The sequence below is a fragment of the Parahaemophilus parainfluenzae genome (genome assembly GCF_001053575.1).
In the GTDB taxonomy this organism is placed as follows: domain Bacteria; phylum Pseudomonadota; class Gammaproteobacteria; order Enterobacterales; family Pasteurellaceae; genus Haemophilus_D; species Haemophilus_D parainfluenzae_S.
Genome location: NZ_JVSL01000013.1, coordinates 1 through 23,195, shown reverse-complemented (window position 1 = coordinate 23,195; position 23,195 = coordinate 1). Strand labels below are relative to the sequence as shown.

The window sequence follows — 23,195 nt, the reverse complement described above, 5'->3', positions numbered from 1 at the left end:
TTTACCCCTCTTTTACGGAGAACAAAGAAAAATGAAAAAATTTGCAGGTTTGCTTACTGCCGGTTTAGTTGCCGCTACATTAACTGCTTGTAACGACAAAGAAGCCAAGTCTGATGCAACAAAAGCACAGACTCCAGCAAATGATACTGTGTACTTATATACTTGGACTGAATATGTACCAGATGGTCTTTTAGATGACTTCACAAAAGAAACTGGTATCAAAGTTATCGTAGCAAGTCTTGAATCTAATGAGACGATGTATGCCAAAATGAAAACCCAAGGTGATGCAGGCGGTTATGATGTTATTGCACCATCTAACTACTTCGTATCTAAAATGGCACGCGAAGGTATGTTACAAGAATTAGATCACAGTAAATTACCTGTTATCAAAGAATTAGACCCTGATTGGCTCAACAAACCTTATGACAAAGGCAATAAATACTCGCTTCCTCAGTTGTTAGGTGCGCCAGGTATTGCATTTAATACCAATACCTATAAAGGTTCTGACTTCACTTCTTGGGGCGATTTCTGGAAACCTGAATATGCAAACAAAATCCAATTATTGGATGATGCGCGTGAAGTATTCAATATTGCGTTATTAAAAATTGGTCAAGATCCAAACACCAAAGATCCAGCAATTATCAAGCAAGCTTATGAAGAGTTATTGAAATTACGTCCAAACGTACTTTCTTTCAATTCTGATAACCCGGCAAACTCTTTCATCTCTGGTGAAGTAGAATTAGGTCAGTTATGGAATGGTTCTGTACGTATCGCGAAAAAAGAACAAGCTCCATTAAATATGGTGTTCCCAAAAGAAGGTCCTGTTCTTTGGGTTGATACTTTAGCGATTCCTAAAACTTCTAAAAACCCAGATGGTGCACACAAGTTAATTAACTACTTATTAGGTGCAAAAGCAGCGGAGAAATTGACTTTAGCGATCGGTTACCCAACAGCTAACCTTGAAGCGAAAAAAGTCCTTCCAAAAGAAATTACAGAAGATCCATCTATTTATCCACCAGCAGAAATTCTTCAAAAAAGCTACTGGCAAGATGATGTAGGTGATGCAATCCAATACTATGAACAGTATTACCAAGAGTTAAAAGCAGCAAAATAATGTGCTTTTAAGTGATAACAAAAAGTGCGGTCAAATTTGACCGCACTTTTTTATATTTACCATTTTCGAAGAAACTATTTATAGCGTTTTTTTGATGCGTTTTTATCTTGCTCTTGTAAACGTTCAAGTTTTTCTTTAATTTGAATTTCCATCCCTCGATTAGTTGGGAAATAATACTGGGTATCTTTCAGTTCCGGTGGAAAGTAATTTTCTCCTGCGGCATAAGCATTTGGCTCATCATGTGCATAACGATATTCAGCACCATAGCCTAATTCTTTCATTAAAGCCGTTGGCGCATTACGTAAATGAGGCGGTACATCAAAATCAGGAAAATCTTTTGCATGCTGTTTGGCTGCATTAAATGCGTTGTAAACCGCATTACTCTTCGGTGCTACCGCTAAATAAATAATGGCTTGCGCAATGGCCCGTTCTCCTTCATAGGCGCCCACTCTCGTAAAACAATCCCAAGCTGCGAGAGCTACTTGCATTGCTCTTGGATCAGCATTGCCCACATCTTCCGAAGCAATTGCTAATAAACGTCTTGCAACATAAAGAGGATCGCCACCTGCGGTAATAATTCGTGCATACCAATAAAGTGCAGCATCGGCTGCTGAGCCACGAATGGATTTATGTAAAGCAGAAATCAAATCATAGAAGCGATCACCTTGCTTATCAAAACGCGCTTGTCGTTCACCTAATACTTCTTTCAACAAAGTGCGGTCTAATTTTTTACCGTTTTCTGTTTCAGGAGCCATATCCACCATCAATTCAAGGCAGTTTAAAGCCAGGCGAGCATCACCATTCACATATTCGGCTAATACTTGTAGTAAATTCTCTTCTAAAACTAACCGCTCTTTACCTAATCCTCGTTCAGGATCAGAAATCGCCTGTTGTAGAACTTGTTCGATTTCAGCAACTGTCAATGACTTAAGGAGATAAACTCTCGCACGAGAAAGTAAGGCATTATTTAATTCAAAGGAAGGATTTTCTGTTGTCGCACCAATAAAAATAATCGTACCATCTTCAATATGTGGCAAAAACGCATCTTGTTGGCTTTTGTTAAAACGATGCACTTCGTCCACAAATAAAATCGTTTGGCGATCTGCAAGTCGATTTTGTTTAGCTCGCTCAATTGATTCTCGAATTTCTTTCACGCCGCTTGTTACCGCTGAAATTCGTTCAACTTCTGCATTGATACGATGAGCAATAATTTCCGCCAGTGTTGTTTTACCTGTACCCGGCGGTCCCCACAGAATCATAGAATGAACATGCCCAGCTTGAATTGCTTTACGAAGCGGCTTTCCTTCCCCAATTAAATGCGTCTGCCCATAATATTGCTCCAAATTAGTTGGACGCATACGGGCAGCTAAAGGTCGAAAGTCATTTTCAGCAAAATCAAAATTAAGATTAGACATATTCTTTCCTTAATAAGCAAAAGGTGTGAAGATTATCATTCACACCTTATGGATTATTTTTTACCTTTACGTTGATCATCCAATTCTACACCTTTCGGTACGCTAAATTGGAATAAGCTATCAGCTAAGGTTTGGTTTGTAATGTTGCGCAAGACATAAAGATTGGTTTGACCATCTTTTTCTGTAGTGCTGAAATTTTTTAACACACCATTTGCATCGACACGAATATCAAATTGTTTAATATTGCTATTTTTTGCCTTTGGTTTTAACACAAAGGTATCCGCATTCTGTGTCACTGAATATTGATTCCAGTGGCTTTTATCGTTACTGGTTAAAAGTACGAAAGGTGTATTATTGACAGCATCCTTTACCCATTGAGCGGTAACTTGTTGCACGAATGGATCGTAATACCAAAGGGTTTTACCATCTGCAATAATTTGTGTTTCTTGCGGTGATTTGGTATCCATACGGAAGAGATTTGGGCGTTTAATTTGAAGTTTTCCACTTCCTTGTTGGACGTTTTTACCGCCAACAGAGGTCACAGTTTGAGCAAAATCAGCACTCAATACTGTCACTTGATTTAAGCGATTTTGCAGCTCATCTGCCGCATCCGCAAAAGCAAAACTACTCGCACTCAACAGTGCAGTAAGTGCGGTCATTTTTAATAATGTTTTTTTCATTCTACTTTCCTTTTTGTAAAGTGAAACTTAAGAGAATTAATATTCGGAACGTCGAGCTAAAATTTCTCGTTTTCCATTTTTCATTGGGCCTAAAATACCTTGTTCTTCAAGCTGATCCATAATCCGAGCTGCTCGGTTAAACCCAACACTAAATTTACGTTGAACATAAGAAGTCGATGTATTGCCTGTGCTTAAGACAAACTCAACGACGTCATCAAATAATGCATCAAGATCGCCACTACTTGCAGTTGATTTTTCACCTGAGTCTTCATCATCCGCGCCATCTAAAATGCCATCAATATAATTTGGTTTACCACGTGCACGCCAATCATCAGCCACACGTGCCACTTCGTCATCACTCATGAAGGCGCCATGTACCCGAACGAGATCAGAAGAACCTTGACCTGAATATAACATGTCACCACGGCCCAATAAAGCTTCAGCACCGCCCTGATCCAGAATCGTTCTAGAGTCAATTTTACTTGCTACAGTAAAGGCGATACGGCTTGGAATGTTAGCCTTAATCAAACCTGTAATCACATCTACTGATGGCCGTTGTGTGGCTAAAATCAAGTGAATACCAATTGCACGAGCTTTTTGTGCTAAGCGCGCGATCAACTCTTCAATTTGTTTACCCGCAACCATCATTAAGTCCGCAAACTCGTCGACGATCACGACAATATAACTCAATTTTTCTAATGGAGGCGGCATCTTATCCATTGTATCGCCAGGCTTCCAAATTGGGTTTGGAATTGGCATATTGAGTTTTTCATATTCTTCAATTTTTTCGTTATAGCCTTCAATGTTACGCACACGTAAGGCGGATAATAATTGATAGCGGCGTTCCATTTCTTCTACGCACCAACGCAGTGCATTTGCCGCTTTCTTCATATCCGTCACTACTGGAGTAAGTAAGTGTGGGATATCGTTATAAATAGAAAGCTCAACCACTTTCGGGTCTATCATAATAAATTTCACTTGATCCGGTGTTACACGGAAAAGCAAGCTTAAAATCATGGTATTCACCCCAACAGACTTACCTGAGCCTGTCGAACCTGCCACAAGCAAGTGAGGCATTTTAGCCAAATCAACCACAACGGGTTTTCCGCTGATATCTTTACCTAAAGCCATTGAAAGCAATGATGTTGAGGAACGGAATTCATTACTATCGAGCACATCACGCAATGGCACCATTTGGCGGTGAGCATTCGGTGTTTCAATACCAATATAAGGTTTGCCTGGAATCACTTCTGCTACACGAATCGCGCGGAACATCAACGCACGAGCTAAATCGGTATCAATACTGGTTACTTTTGATGCTTTTACACCCGGCTGTAATTCAAGTTCATAGCGAGTCACCACTGGGCCAACTAACACATCTTGTACCGTTGCTTTGACATTAAAATTCTTTAATTGTTGTTCTATACGTGCGGATGTGTCTAAAATTTCTTCACGCGTAATATCTTGAGCCTGTGTAGGACGATGCTCAAGTAAATCTAAACTTGGTAATGGTGTCGTTGGTTTTTCACGTTTATTCGTTGGTTGTTGGAATGCTGGGTGAACAAGCGTATCAGAATACGGCTTATATGTTGTTTCAGTTGCATTCTCAATATGAATTTCACGCGCTTTAGGTGCTGAAACTGCCGGTTCATTTAAGATCACTTTTAGTGCATCTTCAGCATTTGCAGCTTTTGCACGTACTTCCATTTCTTGTAAACGCGCTTGCTCTTGTGCGGCAAACTGACGCGCTAATTCATCTTCTAAACCATCATTTTCTGATTCTAAAGGTTCATCATAAGTTGGATAAAGTGCGGTCGTATTTTCAGGTGTTTTAAGCGACACTTTTGGCATCACATTTTCTTCAAAAATGTCATCTGATTCATCCACACTTTGATGATTCACTTGCGGATTTTTCCATGTTGCTGAAAAATCTTCTTTTGTCGGTAATTCAACAGAAGAAACCGCAGAAATAGACACATTCGGTAAATTGTCAGATTCAACCGTGAAGCCTTTAAACTTATCCTCTAATTTTTCAACATCTGCATGCTCTGAAGCACTCGGTGAGGATAAACCACTGATATTAATTAGCTGCTCAGGCTTAACAAAGGTATTTTCAGACTCATCCTCTTTTTTATCTTCTGCTGATTCTGTTTCCAATTGAGAATCAGAAAAAGCGAGTTGTTGAGGTGCCTCAATCACAATTTGTTCAAGATCATCTACAGAAGTATGCTCTGCATGCTCCTCTTCTGCAGGGTGATTTTTCATGGTTAGCCAATGGTAGAATTTCACAATTAAACGAATTAATGATGCACCAGAACAGAAAATAAAGCCCACTACCGCACAGATAAAGCCGACTAAAATACAGCCAAACTTGCCAAGCGTAGGATATAAGTTCACTACTAAGCTGCCACCAAACACACCGCCAGCTAAATAGTAGTTCGTATTTGAAAGCAACAATGTGGCCATCATGGTTAAACCAACGATGAGAGCAATAAAGCCAAAGGAACGTAATGCAATGCGAGTTGCCGAGAGAGAATGAACCGCTTTGGTTTTCAGTAAATAAATTGGTACGATGAAAATGACAAACGGAATGAGATGACCTACATAGCCGAGAAAAACAAAAAACGCATCAATTAACCAAGCACCAAAAGCGCCGGCTTTATTAATGGTTTCAGTTTGAAAACTTGCCGTCGACCAAGAGTTATCTAATGGCGTATAGCTTGACCATGCCACGATTAAATATAAACCTAAAAGTGCGGTCAATCCGAGTAATAATTCTGCTAAATATTGTTTCGGTGTAAATCGTTTTGTAATTCGTTTAATCATTTTTATTTTAGTACGAGATAATTAGTTTGTTTTACTTCTTCCATGACGACATAAGTTCGGGTGTCATTCACACCGGGTAAGCGCAATAATGTGGTACCTAATAATTTTCGATATGCCGCCATATCTGCTACACGTGTTTTGAGTAAATAATCGAAATCACCTGATACCAAATGACATTCGAGAATTTCATCAAGCGCTTGAATCGCAGCATTAAACTCTTCGAAAACATCCGGTTTACCACGCACAAGCGTGATTTCAACGATCACCAATAAAGGGGCATCCAGTAATTCAGGATTTAGTAGTGCACGATAGCCCATAATCACACCTTGTTTCTCTAGGCGTTTTACCCTTTCTAAACAAGGCGTTGGCGATAACCCCACTTTCTTTGATAAATCGATATTAGAGATTTTACCGTTGCGTTGTAATTCATTTAAGATTTTGATATCAATGCTATCCAACGCTTTATTTAATTTCTTTTCCATAACCTTTCCTTATGTACGGCGCATATTCTATCTAATTTATCAAAAACTTTCAGTAATCAGACAACAATAGGACAACGTTTTTTTAGAAATTATCCAAAATGGCAAGTGCATCAGAGAGTTTTTTCACCGTAAAAACTTCCATATTTTCGACCGCACTTTTGGGTTTATTGGAGAAAGGCACAATCGCACGTTTAAAGCCATGTTTTGCCGCTTCACTAATACGTTCTTGACCACTGGTCACCGGGCGAATTTCACCCGCTAACCCTACTTCACCAAAGACAACTAAATCTTGTGGTAACGGTCGATTACGGAAACTCGAAATTAATGCGAGCAATAACGCAAGATCTGCTCCAGTTTCCCCGACTTTTACACCGCCAACGACATTCACAAAAACATCTTGATCCGACATTTGTAGTCCACCATGACGATGTAATACTGCAAGCAATAAAGCTAAACGATTTTGCTCTAACCCCACTGCCACACGGCGCGGATTTGCAAGCATGGAATGATCCACCAACGCTTGAATTTCAACTAAAAGCGGACGCGTTCCTTCCCAAAGAACCATTACCGAGCTACCAGGCGTTTGTTCATCACCACGGCTTAAGAAAATTGCCGATGGATTTTTCACCTCACGCAAGCCTTGCTCTGTCATACCAAATACCCCTAGCTCATTCACTGCGCCAAAACGGTTTTTATGGCTACGCAATGTACGGAAACGGGAATCTGCCTCCCCTTCTAGCAATAATGAACAGTCAATAGCATGCTCCAATACTTTCGGACCCGCAAGGGTGCCGTCTTTGGTGACATGCCCAACCATAATGATGGCAACTTGTCGGGTTTTCGCATAACGAGTCAGGAAAGAGGCACATTCACGCACTTGAGCCACACTTCCTGGAGAGGATTGAATATCTGAAAGGTGCATAACCTGGATCGAATCCACCACAATAATTTGAGGTTTCAACTGATCCGCCAGATTACAAATTTGCTCAACTGAGGTTTCAGATAACATATTTAATTTATCTGTCGGCAGATTTAAGCGATTAGCTCGCATAGCCACTTGTTGAAGCGACTCTTCCCCTGTTACATAAAGTGCGGTCATATTTTTTGCTAATCCACACATCACTTGAAGTAATAAGGTACTTTTCCCCGCACCAGGATGCCCACCAATTAAAATCGCACTCCCTGGCACGATCCCGCCACCTAACACGCGATCTAATTCTTTAAATCCACTGGTGAAACGCGGTGTTTCTTGTAAGCTAATTTCAGAAAGCGTTTGGATTTTTGCGCGAGTTTCTCCTGCATAACCACTAAAACGATCATTTTTTGTGGAATTTGAGGCTGAAATTAACCGCACTTCACTAATGGTATTCCAGGCTTTACAGGCTGAACATTGCCCTTGCCAGCGCGAAAATTCAGCACCACAATCATTACATACATAAGCGGTTTTAGGAGCTTTTGCCATTTTTATTATCCCTTAGAGAACCCGTTTTACGCCATCAACATCATTAAGCCAAGCATTCTTTCAAAATACGCACGGCTCTTTAACAACGCTTTTAACTTATCAATAGTTTGAACATTATCTTTTGTTTCACTATGAAAGGTAATTAATCCTTTTATTTCATTAAGGAAAAATTGATTACTTGCTAATAACTCAGCTGATCGATTTTCGTCCAGTTTTTCAAACAAAGCTTTGTTGTCATCATAATAATGATAAAGATTGAAAAATGCGCCGACACGTTCAACGGTTTTCATAAAATCGAAAGCAAACACATCCGTTGGGAATGAAAGCGTTTCTTCAATTAATTGCTGCTCCATTTTCATGACTGCACTTAATTGTTCACGAGAATCAACCGCACTTCCCTCTCGTTCCTCTTTTAAGAAATCACGCCATTTATTTAACCAATCAATCAGAAGTGGTTTGCTGTCTAATTGATAGCCGCGTTTTGCTTTGCTTGCTGAACTAAAATAAATATCCTGTTCAAAAGGTAAAAGTGAGACAAAATGGAAAAGATCTGAAACGAACCCTTCTTTTAATTCGAATTCAATTTCACAAATAGGCTGTGTTTTTTCCCCTGATAAAATTTGCCCTTGATCGAAGGCCACTTCAATTTTTGATGCGCCAAACGCAATCAACCAAAAAGTGCGGTTAAAATCTGTTGAGAAAATCGGTTGTAATGTAGCGGAAGGTAAGTTTTCAAATGGATACAATGAGGTTAATTGTTCCGTTGTGGGTACTGAATCATCAGGTATAGATAAATTATATTCTGGACGACTATGCAATCCGCCAACCACTTTTCCGTCAGTTTTTAAGGTAAGTGTGAAATCATTATTTTCTCGACGGATACGCAATCCCATTTTTTGTTTAGCCAAAAAATGGTCGGGATAATCGAAATAGGCATTTCCCAGAAAGACTGTATTTTGTTCTAAGATATTGAATTGATTGAGATGTGTTTTTAGGGTATCGAAAGCATCAGAGGTAACTGCAAGCTTTAATTCAACTTCATTACTCATTTTATTTTTCCTTATTATTTTTAACTGTTTAAATATACAGATATTTTTATACAAATCAAGATCTTTTTCGTGTATTTCCTTATAAAATCAGGTAATATGCAACCGAAATTTTAACCCTTGTTATGGAGTAAAACACCTATGGCAATGAATAATATTCTCGGATTATTTGCCCATTCTCCTTTAAAACCACTGCAGAAACATTCTGACAAAGTGACTGAATGTTGTGATTTATTAATTCCATTCTTCCAACATACCTTTGTAAAACAATGGGATGATGCAGAAAAAACACGTCTAGATATTTCTCAATGTGAACGTGAAGCAGATAGTTTAAAACGCGAAATCCGTTTGAAATTGCCTCGCGGTTTATTTTTACCTATTGATCGTACCGATTTACTTGAGTTAGTCACCCAACAAGACAAATTAGCTAACTATGCTAAAGATATTGCGGGTCGTATGATTGGTCGCCAGTTTGGTATTCCTGAAGAAATGCAGGAAGAATTTTTGCATTATGTTCAACGTAGTTTAGATTCTATTCATCAAGCTCATTTAGTGATTGAAGAAATGGATAAACTACTTGAAACCGGTTTTAAAGGCCGTGAATTAAAGTTAGTGAACCATATGATTCAAGAGCTAGACAGCATTGAAGATGATACGGATCAAATGCAAATTAAATTGCGTAAAATGCTCTACACGATTGAAAGTCGTTATAACCCTATTGATGTGATGTTCTTATATAAAATCATCGAATGGGTAGGCGTATTAGCCGATCAAGCTCAACGTGTTGGATCTCGCATTGAATTAATGCTAGCCCGTTCCTAATTCTGACGACATTAACTACAACATAGGAAATCACTATGGAAATTATTAATGCATACGGTTCGTGGTTAGTCTTAATTACCGCGGTATTCGGTTTTTTTATGGCATTTGGTATTGGTGCCAACGACGTATCAAACTCAATGGGTACCTCAGTTGGTTCGGGTACCATTACAGCTAAACAAGCCATTATTATTGCCCTCATTTTTGAATCTGCCGGGGCTTATTTAGCCGGCGGTGAAGTAACAGAAACCATCAAAAGTGGTGTGATCGATCCCTCTCAATTTGTCGAGATGCCAGATGTATTGGCATTAGGAATGCTTTCTACTCTCTTTGCATCAGGTGCTTGGTTATTTATCGCCACAAAAATGGGTTGGCCTGTTTCTGGTACTCACACCATCATCGGAGCTTTAATTGGTTTTGCTTGTATTACTATTGGCCCAAGTTCTGTTGACTGGTCTACTATCGGTGGGATCGTTGGAAGTTGGTTTATCACCCCCGTGATCGCAGGACTTTTAGCTTATACCATCTTTGCCAGTATCCAGAAACTCATTTTCGATACCGAAGAACCACTTAAAAACGCACAAAAATATGGGCCTTACTACATGGCGATTACCGTATTCGTACTTTGTATCGTGACCATGGCGAAAGGGTTAAAACACGTTGGTTTAAATCTTTCTAACAATGAAACGCTCGTTATTTCATTGCTTATCAGTGTTGTTGGTATGATTTTCTGCCATTTCTACTTCCGCAGCAAAACATTTACTGCAAAAGCAAGAAAAGGATCATTCGGATCGGTTGAAAAGATTTTTAGTATCTTAATGCTTCTAACCGCTTGTGCAATGGCATTCGCACATGGGTCTAATGACGTAGCTAACGCAATTGGTCCGCTTTCTTCTGTGGTATCAATCGTGCAAAATGGCGGGAAAATCCTGAGTGGTGGTGATTTAGCCTGGTGGATTTTACCTTTAGGTGCATTAGGTATCGCCGTTGGTCTTATCGCAATGGGACAAAAAGTAATGGCAACCGTAGGATCGGGTATTACCGATTTAACCCCTAGTCGTGGTTTTGCCGCACAATTTGCAACTGCGATGACTGTTGTTGTCGCATCAGGTACAGGTTTACCAATCTCCACAACACAAACTTTAGTGGGCGCAATCTTAGGTATCGGTTTCGCACGAGGTATTGCGGCGCTTAACTTGACAGTTATCCGTAACATCATTAGTTCATGGGTTGTAACGTTGCCTGCTGGTGCATTCTTTGCGATTGTGATTTTCTACATCCTTCGCGCGATTTTCCACTAGTATAATTATTATAAGTGCGGTTTGTTTCATTTTCCGACCGCACTTTCTTCATGAATCTAGGAAGTATTATGTCAAAAGTGAGCAAACTTTTATTTTCTTGTGTTCTATTGGGAGCAACCATTGGAACAGTACAAGCTGAAACGCAATATGTGACAGAAAATCTGAACACATATTTACGTCGTGGTGCAGGTGATCAATTTAAGATCGCGGGTGCAATCCAATCTGGCGAAGCGGTAACAGTCTTAGGACAAGAAGGAAAATACACCCTGATTCGTGATAATAAAAATCGCGAAGCTTGGATTTTAACCTCTGAACTAAGTACTACACCAAGTAGCCGTGAAGAAAATCCAAAATTAAAAGCACAGGTACAAGAATTAACGTTAAAACTGAATCGCGTCGATTCAGATTGGCAACAACGTACAAACGAAATTCAACGCCGTAGTAAACAAGCGGAACAACAAAGCAGTGAATTGCTTGAACAAAATTCACAACTTAAACGTGAATTAGAAATGACGAAAAACAAAAATCGTGATTTAGAAGCGATGCTTGATGCCAATAAACGTGAAATTGCGATTCAATGGTTTATTTATGGCGGCTCGGTACTAGGCGTAGGTTTGTTAATCGGTCTTGTATTACCTCACATTTTACCTAGACGTAAACGCCGTGATAGCTGGTAATGATTCATCATTGAGGTAGGCATTTGCCTACCTTTTCTTTATATTTTGACGGGAGAGCAAAATGGAAATTTATCTTGTCGGCGGTGCAGTACGTGATCAACTTTTAGGTTTGCCGATTAAAGATCGTGACTGGGTTGTCGTAGGCGCTACACCAGAAATGTTGTTAGCTCAAGGTTACCAACAAGTTGGCAAAGACTTCCCCGTTTTTCTCAATCCTGAAAACCATGAAGAATATGCACTTGCCCGTACAGAACGAAAATCAGGCAAAGGCTACACTGGATTTATTTGTGATTTTTCAGATGAGATTACGCTTGAACAAGATTTAATTCGTCGAGATCTCACCATTAATGCCATTGCCCAAGACAAAGATGGCAAGCTGCACGATCCTTATCATGGCGTAGAAGATATTCACCAACGTATTTTACGTCATATTTCGCCCGCTTTTGATGAAGATCCACTGCGTGTATTGCGTGTCGCACGCTTCTCTGCTCGCTTTCATCATTTAGGTTTCTCAATTGCCAAAGAAACCCTTAAATTAATGGCTGAACTCACAGAACAAGGCGAACTTATGCACTTAACTGCTGAACGTGTTTGGATGGAAACAGAAAAAGCATTAAATGAGCCGCATCCTGAAATTTATTTTGAAACGCTGCATCAAATTGGTGCGCTCAAAGTGCTCTTCCCTGAAATTGCCGCCTTAGATGGTGTACCGAATCCAGCCAAATACCACCCTGAAATTGACAGCTTTATTCATACCATGCTCGTATTGCAGCAAGCGGTTAAACTCACAGAAAATACCAATTTAAATAAAAGTGCGGTCCGTTTTGCAGCAATTTGTCACGATCTAGGTAAAGCCCTTACACCAAAAGAAATGTGGCCAAGTCATCATGGTCATGAAAAAGCTGGGATTAAACCAACTCGCTCATTATGCAAACGCCTTAGAGTGCCTAATTATATTCAAGAATTAGCCGAATTAACTTGTGAATATCATACGCATGTGCATAAAGCCTTAGAACTTCGCCCTGAAACAGTGGTGAAACTCTTTAATACGTTTGATGTTTGGCGTAAACCTCAGCGCTTCGAAGAATTTCTATTAGTATGTTTATCTGATACTCGCGGGCGAACGGGTTTTGAAAATAAAGAATATCCGCAAATTGATTATCTCAAAGCGCTTTATCAAGCTGCCCTTGCTGTTGATGTACAGCAAGTCATTGCAGATGGTTTTGAAAAACAAGGTATTCGAGATGAATTAACGCGTCGAAGAATTACCGCGGTGAAAGCGGAGAAAACACGCTTAAATGCTTAATCCATCTTTACTAAAAGTAAACTAACCCTTACAATATGTGCAATTTTTTAGTAAATATTTTGTTATGAAATTATTAAAATCTCTTCTAGCACCTGTATTTGCAAGTGTGATCTTATCCGCTTGTACTCTTGATGCAGAGCGCCCAACAGATGTTCAGCATATCGATAAAAACGATATTACGTGGCAACAGCACCTCAAAAAAATCAAACAAATTCAATCTTATAGCACCAAAGGACAAATTGGTTACATCAGTCCACAAGAGCGTTTTTCGAGTCGCTTTGAGTGGCAATATCAAAACCCGAAAGCCTATAAGTTAAAACTTTATTCTCTGATTAGCAAAACAACACTAACTATGGAAATGCATCCAAACGGTATGACGATTTCAGATAATAAAGGCAACCAACAATCTGATAAAAATGCCAAATTATTGTTACGCGAAATCATCGGAATGGATGTGCCATTAGAGCATTTATCTTATTGGTTAAAAGGTCAGCCAGCGGATAACGCAGATTACCAAGTTGGAACGAATCATCTTTTATCCGAATTTAGCTACCCACTTGATGGCTCGATGTGGACAGCCGATTACTTAAGTTATCATGCAGATAATTCGATGCCTGAAAATATTCTGCTAAAGAACAAAAGTACATCGCAAACCCTAAAAATTCGTGTGGATGAATGGGCGTTCTAATGAAAACACATCATTTTTCAACCACACTTTCAACTTCTCTTGGAAAGCCTAACCGCTTTCCAAGCCCCGCAAAACTCAATTTATTTCTCTATATAAACGGTAAACTGCCAAACGGCTACCACGAATTACAAACGCTTTTCCAATTTCTTGATTTCGGTGATTGGCTCACCATTAATATTCGCCAAGATAAACAAATCCACATCACACCAGAAATTCCTGGCTTACCTCTAGAACAAAATTTAATCTATCGCGCAGCGACACTACTACAAGAAAAAACAGGCTGTACGCTCGGTGCCACCATTCATTTAGATAAAATTCTGCCAATGGGCGGTGGTATTGGGGGTGGTTCATCCAATGCGGCGACTACTCTCCTTGCTTTAAACTATTTATGGCAAACCCATTTATCTATTGATGAACTTGCTGAGCTTGGATTAAAACTCGGGGCTGATGTGCCTATCTTCGTTCATGGCCAAGCTGCTTTTGCAGAAGGCGTAGGTGAAAAAATCCAATACTGTGAACCACAAGAAAAATATTATGTGGTACTAAAACCTGAGACTGCGATTTCTACTGCGGTGGTCTTTAGCGATCCCAATTTGCCTCGCAATACAGAAAAAAGATCCCTTGCCGAACTTTTGAATCAACCGTTTGCAAACGATTGCGAAAAAGTCGTGCGAACTCAATATCCTGAAGTTGAAAAAGCCCTACTATGGTTGCTACAATATGCACCAGCCAGATTAACCGGAACCGGGGCTTGTGTTTTTGCTGAATTTGATGATGAAAAATCAGCACAAGCTGTTTTCCAACAAAAACCGAAGGAATTTTTCGGCTTTGTTGCTAAAGGATTAAACGTTTCACCATTACATGCGATGTTGAAACAACTCTCGACCAACCAATCTATCTACACTCAACCTGAGGTTATATAAAATGCCAGACATTAAACTCTTTGCTGGAAATGCTACGCCTGAGCTAGCGAAAAAGATTTCTGAACGTCTTTACATTTCATTAGGCGATGCCACTGTTGGACGCTTTAGCGATGGTGAAATCCAAGTGCAAATTAATGAAAATGTGCGTGGTGCAGACGTGTTTATTATTCAATCCACTTGTGCACCAACGAATGACAACCTGATGGAATTGATTGTAATGGTTGATGCTTTACGTCGTGCATCTGCCGGCCGTATTACTGCCGTTGTTCCTTATTTTGGGTATGCTCGTCAAGATCGTCGTGTGCGTTCTGCTCGTGTGCCAATCACTGCAAAAGTGGTAGCAGATTTACTTTCCACTGTCGGAATTGACCGCGTATTAACTTGTGACTTACACGCAGAGCAAATCCAAGGTTTCTTTGATGTGCCAGTTGATAACGTATTCGGTTCACCTGTTTTACTTGATGATATCTTGAAAAAAACCGACCTTGTAAACCCTATCGTTGTTTCTCCAGATATCGGCGGTGTAGTACGTGCTCGTGCAGTAGCGAAATTATTAAATGATACAGAGATGGCGATTATCGATAAACGTCGTCCACGTGCAAACGTATCACAAGTTATGCATATTATCGGGGATGTTGCAGATCGTGATTGTATCCTTGTGGATGACATGATTGATACAGGTGGTACATTATGTAAAGCGGCTGAAGCATTAAAAGAACGCGGTGCAAAACGCGTATTTGCTTACGCAACTCACGCCGTATTCTCTGGCGCAGCTGCACAACATTTAGCGAGCGATGCCATTGATGAAATCGTGGTAACGGATACCGTTCCACTTTCACCTGAAATGAAAGCACTTGGTAAAGTACGAGTGCTGACTCTTTCAACTATGCTTGCTGAAGCAATTCGTCGTATCAGCAATGAAGAATCTATTTCAGCAATGTTTGAATAATTCTTTCGCTTAGTATTCGTTTTATAAAGTGCGGTCAGAAAATCCAGTGTTTTTTGACCGCACTTTTTTATGCTTAGACTAAAAATAAGGCAAAAAAAGTGCCCCACTGGGGCACTACTCGGAAAGCAAAATAGATGTCGGCTATTTAAAAATAGCACTTGTTTTTAGTGATTTAAGAATACGGCAAAGTCCTTTATATTGCAAATAGCAATGTTCAAATTTGTGAGCTAAATCACGCTTTTTCTTCACTTTTTTATGTTTAATCATTTTCGTATAAAAAAAGAGGAGCATACAGCTCCTCTTCTCTAGAAATAGAATTAAATTAACCGTTAATAAATTTTTCGCCTAATTCAATATCTGCACGCAATGTTGGTAACATTGCTTCTAAAGCTTCTTGTTCAAATTTGCTTAAGGTACCGATTGGTAAAATTTCTTCTACACCTTCTTTACCTAAACGAACTGGTTGAGCGAAGAAACGTGCATATTTACCGTCACCTTCTACATAAGTACATTCAACCACAGTTTCGCCACTTAAGCCTTTCACTAATGAACGCGCAAAACGTGCTGCCGCTTGAGCCATAGAAAGTGTCGCAGAACCGCCACCCGCTTTTGCTTCAACCACTTCAGTACCTGCATTTTGGATACGTTTTGTTAATGGTGCAATTTCCTCTTCTTTCCATTCAGCATATTGAACTTGTGAAAGTAATGGAAGAATGGTTACACCTGAGTGTCCACCAATAACGGGTACACTTGTACGAGAAACATTTAAGCCTTTTAATTCTGATACGAATGTTTCAGAACGTAACACGTCTAAAGTGGTGACACCGAATAATTTACGTTTGTCATAAACACCCGCTTTTTTCAATACTTCTGCAGCAATCGCAACAGTCGTGTTCACAGGGTTGGTAATAATGCCTACACAAGCTTTTGGACATGTTTTTGCAACATGTTCAATTAAGTTACGCACGATACCCGCATTAATATTGAAAAGATCTGAACGATCCATACCCGGTTTACGTGCTACCCCTGCAGAAATTAAAACGACATCAGCACCTTTAAGTGCAGGTGTTGGATCTTCTCCCGCAAAACCTTCCACTTTAACCGCTGTTGGAATATGACTCACATCTTTAGCCACACCTGGTGTCACTGGTGCAATATCATAAAGTGCTAATTCACTTTCAGCGGGTAATTGTAATTTAAGTAATAAGGCTAATGCTTGACCAATACCGCCTGCTGCGCCTAATACTGCAACTTTCATAAAATACTCCTCATGTATTAATTAATCCTAACTAGGTAGAATTTTAAAGTCTTAGCCATTAAATTACAAACAGAGAAATTCAATAATGAGATCTAGCTCAAACTTTTCAAACTGTAAATTTATTTTAATTGCTTAAAATGAATTTTTATGCAATTCTTATGCAAATTCCCCTATATGAGAATAACTATGTCAGATCAATTAACAAAAGCATTTAAAGAACTGCTCCATCAAGAACGATTTGCTTCTCAGAGTGAAATTGTTGACGCCTTAAAAAACCAAGGATTTCAAAGCATTAACCAGTCTAAAGTTTCACGTATGTTAAGCAAATTTGGAGCGGTTCGTGCGAGAAATACGAAAATGGAAATGGTGTATTGCTTACCAAGCGAATTAAGTGTACCAGCCACCAGCAGTCCATTAAAAAATCTGGTTTTGGATATTGATCACAATGATTTCGTTATCGTCATTAAAACCTCTCCAGGTGCTGCGCAGTTGATTGCCCGCTTATTGGATTCCATAGGTAAACCTGAAGGCATTTTAGGCACGATTGCAGGAGATGACACCATTTTTGTGACACCAACAAAAGACACAACAATTAAATCGCTTTTAGGACAAATTCAAACGCTCTTTGAAAGCAATCTATAATGAATATCTTAGTGACCGGTGGAACCGGATTTGTTGGGAAACCCTTAGTTGAATCACTACTTTCACGTGGCGATAGCGTTACTGTGTTAACTCGCTCTATTGAAAAAGCCCAAGCTGTTTTTCCTGAAAAAACACCGCAATTTTTGACCGCACTTTCAACACTCAAAGACTTAAATGCCTTTGATGCGGTCATAAATCTTGCCGGAGAACCCATCTTCGATAAAAGATGGACTATTCAACAAAAAGAGAAACTGCGTCACAGTCGTATTGATTTAACCCAACAGATTGTTCAACTCATTAACCAAAGTGAACATCCGCCTGTATTGATTTCTGGTTCTGCAACGGGAATTTATGGAAACTGTGGCGAAGACAAGATCACTGAAGAGACAAATCCAAGTAGTCAATTTACCGCACAACTTTGTATTGATTGGGAAAATACAGCAAAACAAGCCAACACGAGAGTCTGTTTAGTCAGAACGGGATTAGTGCTTTCTCCAAAAGAAGGGGCTTTTGCAAAAATCCTTCCGCTCTATCGCTTCGGATTAGGCGGCAAATTAGGGAATGGCGAGCAATATTGGAGTTGGATTGCGTTAGAGGACATGGTAGAAGGCCTTCTCTTTTTACTTGATCATAATAATTGTGGAGGTGAATTTAATTTTACTGCTCCACATCCGGTTAAAAATAAGACCTTTAACCAATTATTAGGTCAAGCGTTACATCGACCTTGTTTTGCTCAAGTGCCTCAATTTTTACTCACTTCTCTTCTCGGTGAACGCGCTTGCATTCTATTAGACAGTCAGAATGCCTATCCAAAACATTTGTTAGATTGCGGATTTACATTCCAATACTCAGAATTAAATGATTACTTTCACAAAATACTTTAAAAAAAACAAAAGGCTGGTCAAAACCAGCCTTTATTATTTTTCATATCCATTAAGCTAAATATTCTAAAAATTCCCCTACCGTGTGGAAGGATCCAAATACCAGCACAATGTCATTTTTATCGGCATTTTTAACCGCACTTTGCACACCTTCAGCTACAGAATCTTCAGAAACACTTTTTGCTGATGGGCAAACTGTTGTTAATTTTGCATTTAAGTCGTCACCGGATTGACCACGGTAACCACCTAATGTTACACAATACCATTGGTCAATAACAGATGTCAGTTGGTTAAACACCGACTCCGCATCTTTATCTTTCAGCATACCGCAAACTGCAATGATACGACCTGAAATCTGTGTTTTAAGTGCGGTCAATTTTTCGGCTAAATATTTTGCCGCATGAGGATTATGCCCCACATCGATGATCACTTTTGGTAACTGTGAATAAGGGACATTCAAGCGTTCTGCCAGTTTTTCTAGCTGATTACCTTTCAATTGTTGGAAACGACCAACTAATTCCACTTCAATTAATGAACGTTTAATGGTCTCGACAGAAATATCAAAAGGCATCTGTTCAACAGCAGCCAAAGCTGTTGCCGCATTAGCTAATGGAATTTGGCAAAACGGCAGATTTTCTAACCGCACTTTATTGCTCTGCCACATCCAAGTTTGCTCATTGGCTTTAAACGACCAAGTGACATCTCGGCGTGAAACGTGGCAATGTAATTTCTCCGCTTGTTCTAACATAGGCTGCGGAACATTGGGTTCGCCAATTACAACCGGTTTATTCGCACGGAAAATCCCCGCTTTTTCAAAGCCAATTTCTTCGCGAGTTGAACCTAGAAAATCTGTATGATCAATATCAATACTGGTGATAACCGCCAGATCATTATCGACAATATTGGTTGCATCTAAACGTCCACCAAGCCCTACTTCTAAAATCACGACATCAAGCTTCGCTTGTTTGAATAAATGCAAAGCTGATAAGGTGCTAAATTCAAAATAAGTGAGGGACTGCGTTTTATGCTTTTCGATGAAATCAAAAGAAGCGGTATGCATTTCATCCGGCAAGTCTTGATTTTGAATACGAACACGTTCGTTATAACGCAATAAATGAGGTGAGGAATACACGCCAACACGCAAACCATGATTTAACAAAATGGTTTCAAGCAAACGACAAGTCGTGCCTTTACCATTTGTTCCCCCTACCGTGATCACATAAGGTGCGGGATTCAAAAGGTCCAATTCTTCTGCTACTGACTTAATACGCTCTAGCCCTAAATCAATGGCTTTAAAGTGACTGTTTTCCAAATAAGAAAGCCACTCAGCGAGTGGCGAAGTGGCTTTTAAATTCATTGTATTACTCATGTTCAACAACTTCTACTTCAACAAAAGGTGAAGGTTGATTAGTGAGTTTGCTTAAAAGGTTTCCAAGGGTTGAACGCATTTCTGAACGTTTCACGATCATATCAATCGCCCCTTTCTCGAGTAAGAATTCACTGCGTTGGAAGCCTTCCGGTAATTTTTCACGTACGGTTTGTTCGATAACACGTGGGCCCGCAAAACCGATTAATGCTTTTGGCTCAGCAATGTTTACATCACCTAACATCGCAAAACTTGCAGATACCCCACCTAATGTTGGGTCGGTTAATACAGAAATAAACGGTACGCCTTTTTCACGCATTTTTGCTAATACTGCACTGGTTTTCGCCATTTGCATTAAGGAGAAAAGTGCTTCTTGCATACGAGCACCACCACTTGCAGAGAAACAAACAAACGGACAATTTAATTCCATTGCTTTTTCTGCTGCTTTCACAAATTTTGCACCCACAACTGATCCCATTGAGCCGCCCATAAAGCTAAAGTTTGAAGCAGCAACAACAATCGGCATATTGTAAAGTGTACCTGTCATTGTGATTAACGCATCTTTTTCGCCCGTTTCTTTTTGAGCTGCAGAAATACGATCTTTATATTTTTTTAAATCTTTAAATTTAAGAATATCTTTTGGTTCTAAATCAGCCGATAATTCTTGGCTTGACCCTTCATCTAACAAGGCTAAAAGGCGCTCACGAGCATCAATACGCATATGATGACCGCACTTTGGACAAACATACAAATTACGTTTTACTTCTTCACCGTAAAGAACTTGTTCACAAGAGGTACATTTTGTCCAAACCCCTTCTGGTACGTTAGCTTTACGTGATGCAGAGGAAGAGGTTCCTTTGCTAAAAATTCTATCAATCCAGCTCATTTTTTACCTTTTTTATTAACTAGAAAAGTTTGCGTATTTAATCATAATTTAGCGAAATTTGCTAGTCAGATGAGATTATCTTCTAAAAACAACGGTCCTAAATTTTTCTGTGGAATCGCAAATTTTTCAGGGTAAATGACATTGACTAAATATAAGCCTTCGGGTTTCGCTGTTGGCGCCGCTAATTTGCGATCTTTTTGCTCTAACAACCATTTTATCCACTCAACAGGTTGATTGCTGGCACCAACTTCAATCAAGCTTCCCACAATGTTGCGTACCATATGATGCACAAAGGCATTCGCTTGAATATCCACAATAATGTACTGCCCTTTTCGCACCACATTTAAATGATGCACATTTCGCCAAGGGGTATTTGATTGACACTGTGCCGCACGGAAAGAAGAAAAATCATTTTCGCCCAATAAAAACTGCCCCGCTTGGTGCATTTTCTTTTCGTCTAAATCTAAATGGCAATGGGTAATCCCTTCCGGCAAAATGGCTGAACGCAATTTATTACAATACAAAATATAACGATAGCGACGCGCGGTTGCCGAGAAACGAGCGTGAAATTCATCATCCACCACTTTTGCCCAACTCACTGAAATATCATCAGGCAAATTCGCATTGGTACCAAATGCCCAAGCTTTTTCTGGACGAACTGCTGTGGTTTCAAAATGCACCACTTGCCCCGAGCCATGCACACCAGAGTCTGTTCTGCCCGCACAAAATACTTCAATTTTTTCATTTGCCACAAAAGATAACGCTTTTTCTAATTCTTCTTGTACACTACGCACTTTCTCTTGTCGCTGCCAGCCACAATACTGTTTTCCGTTATATTCAATGCCTAAGGCTATCTTCATTGGAAAATACTCCTAAAACGATTTCAAATTTGACCGCACTTTGCCCGAAAAGAAAAAACACCAATAACTCATCATTATTGGTGTTCTTATCACAAGCTAAAAATTAAGCACGTTTGAAGTCAAAACGTACAAATTTTAAAACACCAAATTTAAATCAATAAAATCAGATTATTATGTGTCTGCAATATTGTTTATTTCCGAAACTTTACATATTTTTCCGAAACTACGAAAGTTACAGGGCTGTAATAATGCCATAAAATAAGGCGTAAAGACATTCAGATATTATAAAATGTCTATTACGCCCCGAATATGGAAGAAGTCGCTGAATTGTTAGATTAAAAAATTTACAAATCTTTACAATTCTTTTCTTGACTTGTTCGCTAAATGCGAACATAATGCATCACATAAAGAGAACGCAATGGTGCGACTCTAATCTCAAGGAGAAAATTATGAAAATCACATCTTCAAACTTCGCTACAATCGCAACATCTGAAAACTTTGCTAAACTTTCTGTTTTGCCGAAAAATCATAGAGAGCCGATTAAAGGTTTATTTAAATCAGCAGTTGAACAATTTAGCTCTGCTAGAGATTTCTTTAAAAATGAAAATTACTCAAAAGAATTAGCTGAGAAATTTAACAAAGAAGCAGTAAATGAGGCGGTTGAAAAGTTACAGAAAGCTATCGACTTAGCAGAGAAACAAGGTATTCAATTTTAAGCAAAGAGCCGTCAAATGACGGCTTTCCTATAAGGATTAAGCCATGACACCACTTGAATTAAAAGTCGCGAGAAAACTATTAGGATTATCGACTGTTGAGGCAGCCGAACATATTGGTAAGGTTAGCAAGCGTTCTTGGGAGTATTGGGAAAATGGACAAAGAACTATTAAGCCAGATGTTGAAGAATTGATTAACTCTTTGCTCGTGCGAAGAAGAGAAATTATCGCAGAAGTATATAATATGGGAGAGGAAGCGAAAGGCATCTCTGTTATTTATTACAAAACTCCCGAACACTGCGAGAGTGTTCTTGAGTGGCGATTTTCTCAATCTCTCGCCTCTACTCTATCGCTAGACTTTGGAGCTAGATTAGTTGAGTTTGACAAGCAGGATTTTGAACGGTTCATTAGTGAGAATATGCTGAATGATAGTAAGCCATCTAGAGCAATGTGGGCTGCATCTAGATAGCTTGAGTTATGGAAGAAGTTGCGGAACTTCTAGATTAAGGCAGAGTTTCAGGGAATGGGTCGTCTGTTATCCAACTAATAACAGGCATACGCATATAATCAAGGTCTGCTGTTGGCACTTTGTCCCTGAACCTTAATTCAATATAAGCTCTATCACCTATACTAGCAACATACACTACTGCAACCTCATCACCGTCATCGCTATAAAATGGAAGCATAATAGGTGTGCGTGTACGGAAGCCGACTGGTATTCTTGGAGGGGGTAAAATATCCATTCGCTTGGCGTGATTTTTCCTCGTGAATTTAGGATTACTGCTCCCGTAAAAAGAAATAGTGTCCCAACGCCCCGCATAGAAAGAACACTCAACTCTGTTATTCACTCGTCTTAAATGAATAGCCCCTTCTTTAATATTTACAGAAATGTTAGATAGTC

The 23,195-nt window shown here is 39.4% G+C and carries 23 protein-coding genes; 12 read left to right on the top strand and 11 right to left on the bottom strand.

The window, feature by feature from the left end:
• Positions 1 to 31 precede the first annotated feature (31 nt).
• On the top strand, positions 32 to 1,114 hold the full coding sequence (locus tag AC979_RS01870) for an extracellular solute-binding protein (protein ID WP_049368976.1): 1,083 nt from the start codon (positions 32 to 34) through the stop codon (positions 1,112 to 1,114).
• A gap of 74 nt (positions 1,115 to 1,188) precedes the next feature.
• On the opposite strand, the gene AC979_RS01865 is transcribed toward AC979_RS01870, so the two are convergent.
• From AC979_RS01865 to AC979_RS01840, 6 genes are all read right to left on the bottom strand, one after another.
• Positions 1,189 to 2,529 carry a replication-associated recombination protein A gene (locus tag AC979_RS01865; RefSeq protein ID WP_049372648.1) on the bottom strand — a complete coding sequence of 447 codons (1,341 nt, stop codon included), beginning with the start codon at positions 2,527 to 2,529 and terminating at the stop codon, positions 1,189 to 1,191.
• Between the two features lie 53 nt (positions 2,530 to 2,582).
• A complete protein-coding gene (lolA, locus tag AC979_RS01860; RefSeq protein ID WP_049365952.1) occupies positions 2,583 to 3,209 on the bottom strand; it encodes an outer membrane lipoprotein chaperone LolA in 627 nt (208 codons plus the stop codon).
• A gap of 36 nt (positions 3,210 to 3,245) precedes the next feature.
• Positions 3,246 to 6,035, bottom strand: a complete 2,790-nt coding sequence (locus tag AC979_RS01855) for a DNA translocase FtsK (RefSeq protein WP_049372647.1) — start codon at positions 6,033 to 6,035, stop codon at positions 3,246 to 3,248.
• Between the two features lie 2 nt (positions 6,036 to 6,037).
• Positions 6,038 to 6,517 carry a leucine-responsive transcriptional regulator Lrp gene (gene lrp, locus AC979_RS01850; protein WP_005695827.1) on the bottom strand — a complete coding sequence of 160 codons (480 nt, stop codon included), beginning with the start codon at positions 6,515 to 6,517 and terminating at the stop codon, positions 6,038 to 6,040.
• An 82-nt stretch (positions 6,518 to 6,599) separates the two neighbouring features.
• Positions 6,600 to 7,979: a DNA repair protein RadA gene (gene radA / locus AC979_RS01845; protein WP_049372646.1), complete on the bottom strand. Its 1,380-nt coding sequence runs from the start codon at positions 7,977 to 7,979 to the stop codon at positions 6,600 to 6,602.
• A 26-nt stretch (positions 7,980 to 8,005) separates the two neighbouring features.
• Complete coding sequence (locus tag AC979_RS01840; RefSeq protein ID WP_049372645.1) at positions 8,006 to 9,028, bottom strand: inorganic triphosphatase; 1,023 nt, start codon at positions 9,026 to 9,028, stop codon at positions 8,006 to 8,008.
• Positions 9,029 to 9,166: 138 nt separating this feature from the next.
• Here AC979_RS01840 and AC979_RS01835 point away from each other — a divergent pair, with 138 nt between their 5' ends.
• The 7 genes from AC979_RS01835 to AC979_RS01805 all read left to right on the top strand — a co-directional run bounded on the left by AC979_RS01835 (position 9,167) and on the right by AC979_RS01805 (position 15,688).
• Complete coding sequence (locus tag AC979_RS01835; RefSeq protein ID WP_049372644.1) at positions 9,167 to 9,847, top strand: TIGR00153 family protein; 681 nt, start codon at positions 9,167 to 9,169, stop codon at positions 9,845 to 9,847.
• Between the two features lie 35 nt (positions 9,848 to 9,882).
• Positions 9,883 to 11,145, top strand: coding sequence for an inorganic phosphate transporter (locus AC979_RS01830; protein WP_049372643.1), 1,263 nt, complete (start codon positions 9,883 to 9,885; stop codon positions 11,143 to 11,145).
• Between the two features lie 68 nt (positions 11,146 to 11,213).
• Entirely contained in the window at positions 11,214 to 11,822 is a 609-nt protein-coding gene (locus tag AC979_RS01825) for a TIGR04211 family SH3 domain-containing protein (protein WP_049372642.1), read from the top strand.
• Positions 11,823 to 11,883: 61 nt separating this feature from the next.
• Positions 11,884 to 13,128 (top strand): multifunctional CCA addition/repair protein, encoded by a 1,245-nt coding sequence (locus AC979_RS01820; RefSeq protein ID WP_049372641.1) that lies wholly within the window; start codon positions 11,884 to 11,886, stop codon positions 13,126 to 13,128.
• A gap of 64 nt (positions 13,129 to 13,192) precedes the next feature.
• Positions 13,193 to 13,816: a lipoprotein insertase outer membrane protein LolB gene (gene lolB, locus AC979_RS01815; RefSeq protein ID WP_005698818.1), complete on the top strand. Its 624-nt coding sequence runs from the start codon at positions 13,193 to 13,195 to the stop codon at positions 13,814 to 13,816.
• Positions 13,816 to 14,739, top strand: coding sequence for a 4-(cytidine 5'-diphospho)-2-C-methyl-D-erythritol kinase (ispE, locus tag AC979_RS01810; RefSeq protein WP_049372640.1), 924 nt, complete (start codon positions 13,816 to 13,818; stop codon positions 14,737 to 14,739). The genes lolB and ispE overlap by 1 nt, the downstream gene beginning before the upstream one ends.
• Position 14,740: 1 nt before the next feature.
• Positions 14,741 to 15,688 (top strand): ribose-phosphate pyrophosphokinase, encoded by a 948-nt coding sequence (locus tag AC979_RS01805; protein WP_005698775.1) that lies wholly within the window; start codon positions 14,741 to 14,743, stop codon positions 15,686 to 15,688.
• A gap of 322 nt (positions 15,689 to 16,010) precedes the next feature.
• Here AC979_RS01805 and mdh read toward each other — a convergent pair whose 3' ends face one another.
• Positions 16,011 to 16,946, bottom strand: a complete 936-nt coding sequence (gene mdh, locus AC979_RS01800; RefSeq protein ID WP_005698784.1) for a malate dehydrogenase — start codon at positions 16,944 to 16,946, stop codon at positions 16,011 to 16,013.
• A 186-nt stretch (positions 16,947 to 17,132) separates the two neighbouring features.
• On the opposite strand from mdh, the gene argR reads away from it, so the two are divergent.
• The gene (gene argR, locus AC979_RS01795; RefSeq protein WP_005698809.1) at positions 17,133 to 17,588 is read left to right on the top strand and encodes a transcriptional regulator ArgR; all 456 of its coding nucleotides are present in this window, start codon (positions 17,133 to 17,135) and stop codon (positions 17,586 to 17,588) included.
• Positions 17,588 to 18,472 carry a TIGR01777 family oxidoreductase gene (locus AC979_RS01790; protein WP_049372639.1) on the top strand — a complete coding sequence of 295 codons (885 nt, stop codon included), beginning with the start codon at positions 17,588 to 17,590 and terminating at the stop codon, positions 18,470 to 18,472. The genes argR and AC979_RS01790 overlap by 1 nt, the downstream gene beginning before the upstream one ends.
• A 49-nt stretch (positions 18,473 to 18,521) precedes the next feature.
• Here AC979_RS01790 and folC read toward each other — a convergent pair whose 3' ends face one another.
• The 3 genes from folC to truA form a co-directional block, all read right to left on the bottom strand.
• Positions 18,522 to 19,826, bottom strand: coding sequence for a bifunctional tetrahydrofolate synthase/dihydrofolate synthase (gene folC, locus AC979_RS01785; RefSeq protein WP_049372638.1), 1,305 nt, complete (start codon positions 19,824 to 19,826; stop codon positions 18,522 to 18,524).
• A gap of 4 nt (positions 19,827 to 19,830) precedes the next feature.
• Positions 19,831 to 20,721 carry an acetyl-CoA carboxylase, carboxyltransferase subunit beta gene (gene accD, locus AC979_RS01780; RefSeq protein WP_049372637.1) on the bottom strand — a complete coding sequence of 297 codons (891 nt, stop codon included), beginning with the start codon at positions 20,719 to 20,721 and terminating at the stop codon, positions 19,831 to 19,833.
• Between the two features lie 65 nt (positions 20,722 to 20,786).
• Positions 20,787 to 21,581, bottom strand: coding sequence for a tRNA pseudouridine(38-40) synthase TruA (gene truA / locus AC979_RS01775; protein WP_049372636.1), 795 nt, complete (start codon positions 21,579 to 21,581; stop codon positions 20,787 to 20,789).
• A gap of 449 nt (positions 21,582 to 22,030) precedes the next feature.
• On the opposite strand from truA, the gene acrIIC4 reads away from it, so the two are divergent.
• Together acrIIC4 and AC979_RS01765 are read left to right on the top strand one after the other, a co-directional pair.
• Entirely contained in the window at positions 22,031 to 22,297 is a 267-nt protein-coding gene (acrIIC4, locus tag AC979_RS01770; RefSeq protein WP_049372635.1) for an anti-CRISPR protein AcrIIC4, read from the top strand.
• A gap of 43 nt (positions 22,298 to 22,340) precedes the next feature.
• Positions 22,341 to 22,763 (top strand): DUF1870 family protein, encoded by a 423-nt coding sequence (locus AC979_RS01765; RefSeq protein ID WP_049372634.1) that lies wholly within the window; start codon positions 22,341 to 22,343, stop codon positions 22,761 to 22,763.
• 34 nt (positions 22,764 to 22,797) lie between these two features.
• On the opposite strand, the gene AC979_RS10435 is transcribed toward AC979_RS01765, so the two are convergent.
• Positions 22,798 to 23,195, bottom strand: a 398-nt coding sequence (locus AC979_RS10435) for a hypothetical protein (RefSeq protein ID WP_049372633.1), incomplete at its 5' end; no start/stop codon positions are given.

What these genes read in the sequence shown, in the direction of transcription:
- folC (WP_049372638.1), bottom strand. Translation starts at nt 19,826, where the DNA reads ATGAATTTAAAAGCCACTTCGCCACTCGCTGAGTGGCTTTCTTATTTG.
- truA (WP_049372636.1), bottom strand. Translation starts at nt 21,581, where the DNA reads ATGAAGATAGCCTTAGGCATTGAATATAACGGAAAACAGTATTGTGGC.
- ispE (WP_049372640.1), top strand. Translation starts at nt 13,816, where the DNA reads ATGAAAACACATCATTTTTCAACCACACTTTCAACTTCTCTTGGAAAG.
- AC979_RS01835 (WP_049372644.1), top strand. Translation starts at nt 9,167, where the DNA reads ATGGCAATGAATAATATTCTCGGATTATTTGCCCATTCTCCTTTAAAA.
- AC979_RS01865 (WP_049372648.1), bottom strand. Translation starts at nt 2,529, where the DNA reads ATGTCTAATCTTAATTTTGATTTTGCTGAAAATGACTTTCGACCTTTA.
- AC979_RS01825 (WP_049372642.1), top strand. Translation starts at nt 11,214, where the DNA reads ATGTCAAAAGTGAGCAAACTTTTATTTTCTTGTGTTCTATTGGGAGCA.
- AC979_RS01830 (WP_049372643.1), top strand. Translation starts at nt 9,883, where the DNA reads ATGGAAATTATTAATGCATACGGTTCGTGGTTAGTCTTAATTACCGCG.
- argR (WP_005698809.1), top strand. Translation starts at nt 17,133, where the DNA reads ATGTCAGATCAATTAACAAAAGCATTTAAAGAACTGCTCCATCAAGAA.
- AC979_RS01765 (WP_049372634.1), top strand. Translation starts at nt 22,341, where the DNA reads ATGACACCACTTGAATTAAAAGTCGCGAGAAAACTATTAGGATTATCG.
- accD (WP_049372637.1), bottom strand. Translation starts at nt 20,721, where the DNA reads ATGAGCTGGATTGATAGAATTTTTAGCAAAGGAACCTCTTCCTCTGCA.
- mdh (WP_005698784.1), bottom strand. Translation starts at nt 16,946, where the DNA reads ATGAAAGTTGCAGTATTAGGCGCAGCAGGCGGTATTGGTCAAGCATTA.
- AC979_RS01870 (WP_049368976.1), top strand. Translation starts at nt 32, where the DNA reads ATGAAAAAATTTGCAGGTTTGCTTACTGCCGGTTTAGTTGCCGCTACA.
- AC979_RS01840 (WP_049372645.1), bottom strand. Translation starts at nt 9,028, where the DNA reads ATGAGTAATGAAGTTGAATTAAAGCTTGCAGTTACCTCTGATGCTTTC.
- radA (WP_049372646.1), bottom strand. Translation starts at nt 7,979, where the DNA reads ATGGCAAAAGCTCCTAAAACCGCTTATGTATGTAATGATTGTGGTGCT.
- AC979_RS01820 (WP_049372641.1), top strand. Translation starts at nt 11,884, where the DNA reads ATGGAAATTTATCTTGTCGGCGGTGCAGTACGTGATCAACTTTTAGGT.
- lrp (WP_005695827.1), bottom strand. Translation starts at nt 6,517, where the DNA reads ATGGAAAAGAAATTAAATAAAGCGTTGGATAGCATTGATATCAAAATC.
- lolA (WP_049365952.1), bottom strand. Translation starts at nt 3,209, where the DNA reads ATGAAAAAAACATTATTAAAAATGACCGCACTTACTGCACTGTTGAGT.
- AC979_RS01805 (WP_005698775.1), top strand. Translation starts at nt 14,741, where the DNA reads ATGCCAGACATTAAACTCTTTGCTGGAAATGCTACGCCTGAGCTAGCG.
- AC979_RS01790 (WP_049372639.1), top strand. Translation starts at nt 17,588, where the DNA reads ATGAATATCTTAGTGACCGGTGGAACCGGATTTGTTGGGAAACCCTTA.
- acrIIC4 (WP_049372635.1), top strand. Translation starts at nt 22,031, where the DNA reads ATGAAAATCACATCTTCAAACTTCGCTACAATCGCAACATCTGAAAAC.
- AC979_RS01855 (WP_049372647.1), bottom strand. Translation starts at nt 6,035, where the DNA reads ATGATTAAACGAATTACAAAACGATTTACACCGAAACAATATTTAGCA.
- lolB (WP_005698818.1), top strand. Translation starts at nt 13,193, where the DNA reads ATGAAATTATTAAAATCTCTTCTAGCACCTGTATTTGCAAGTGTGATC.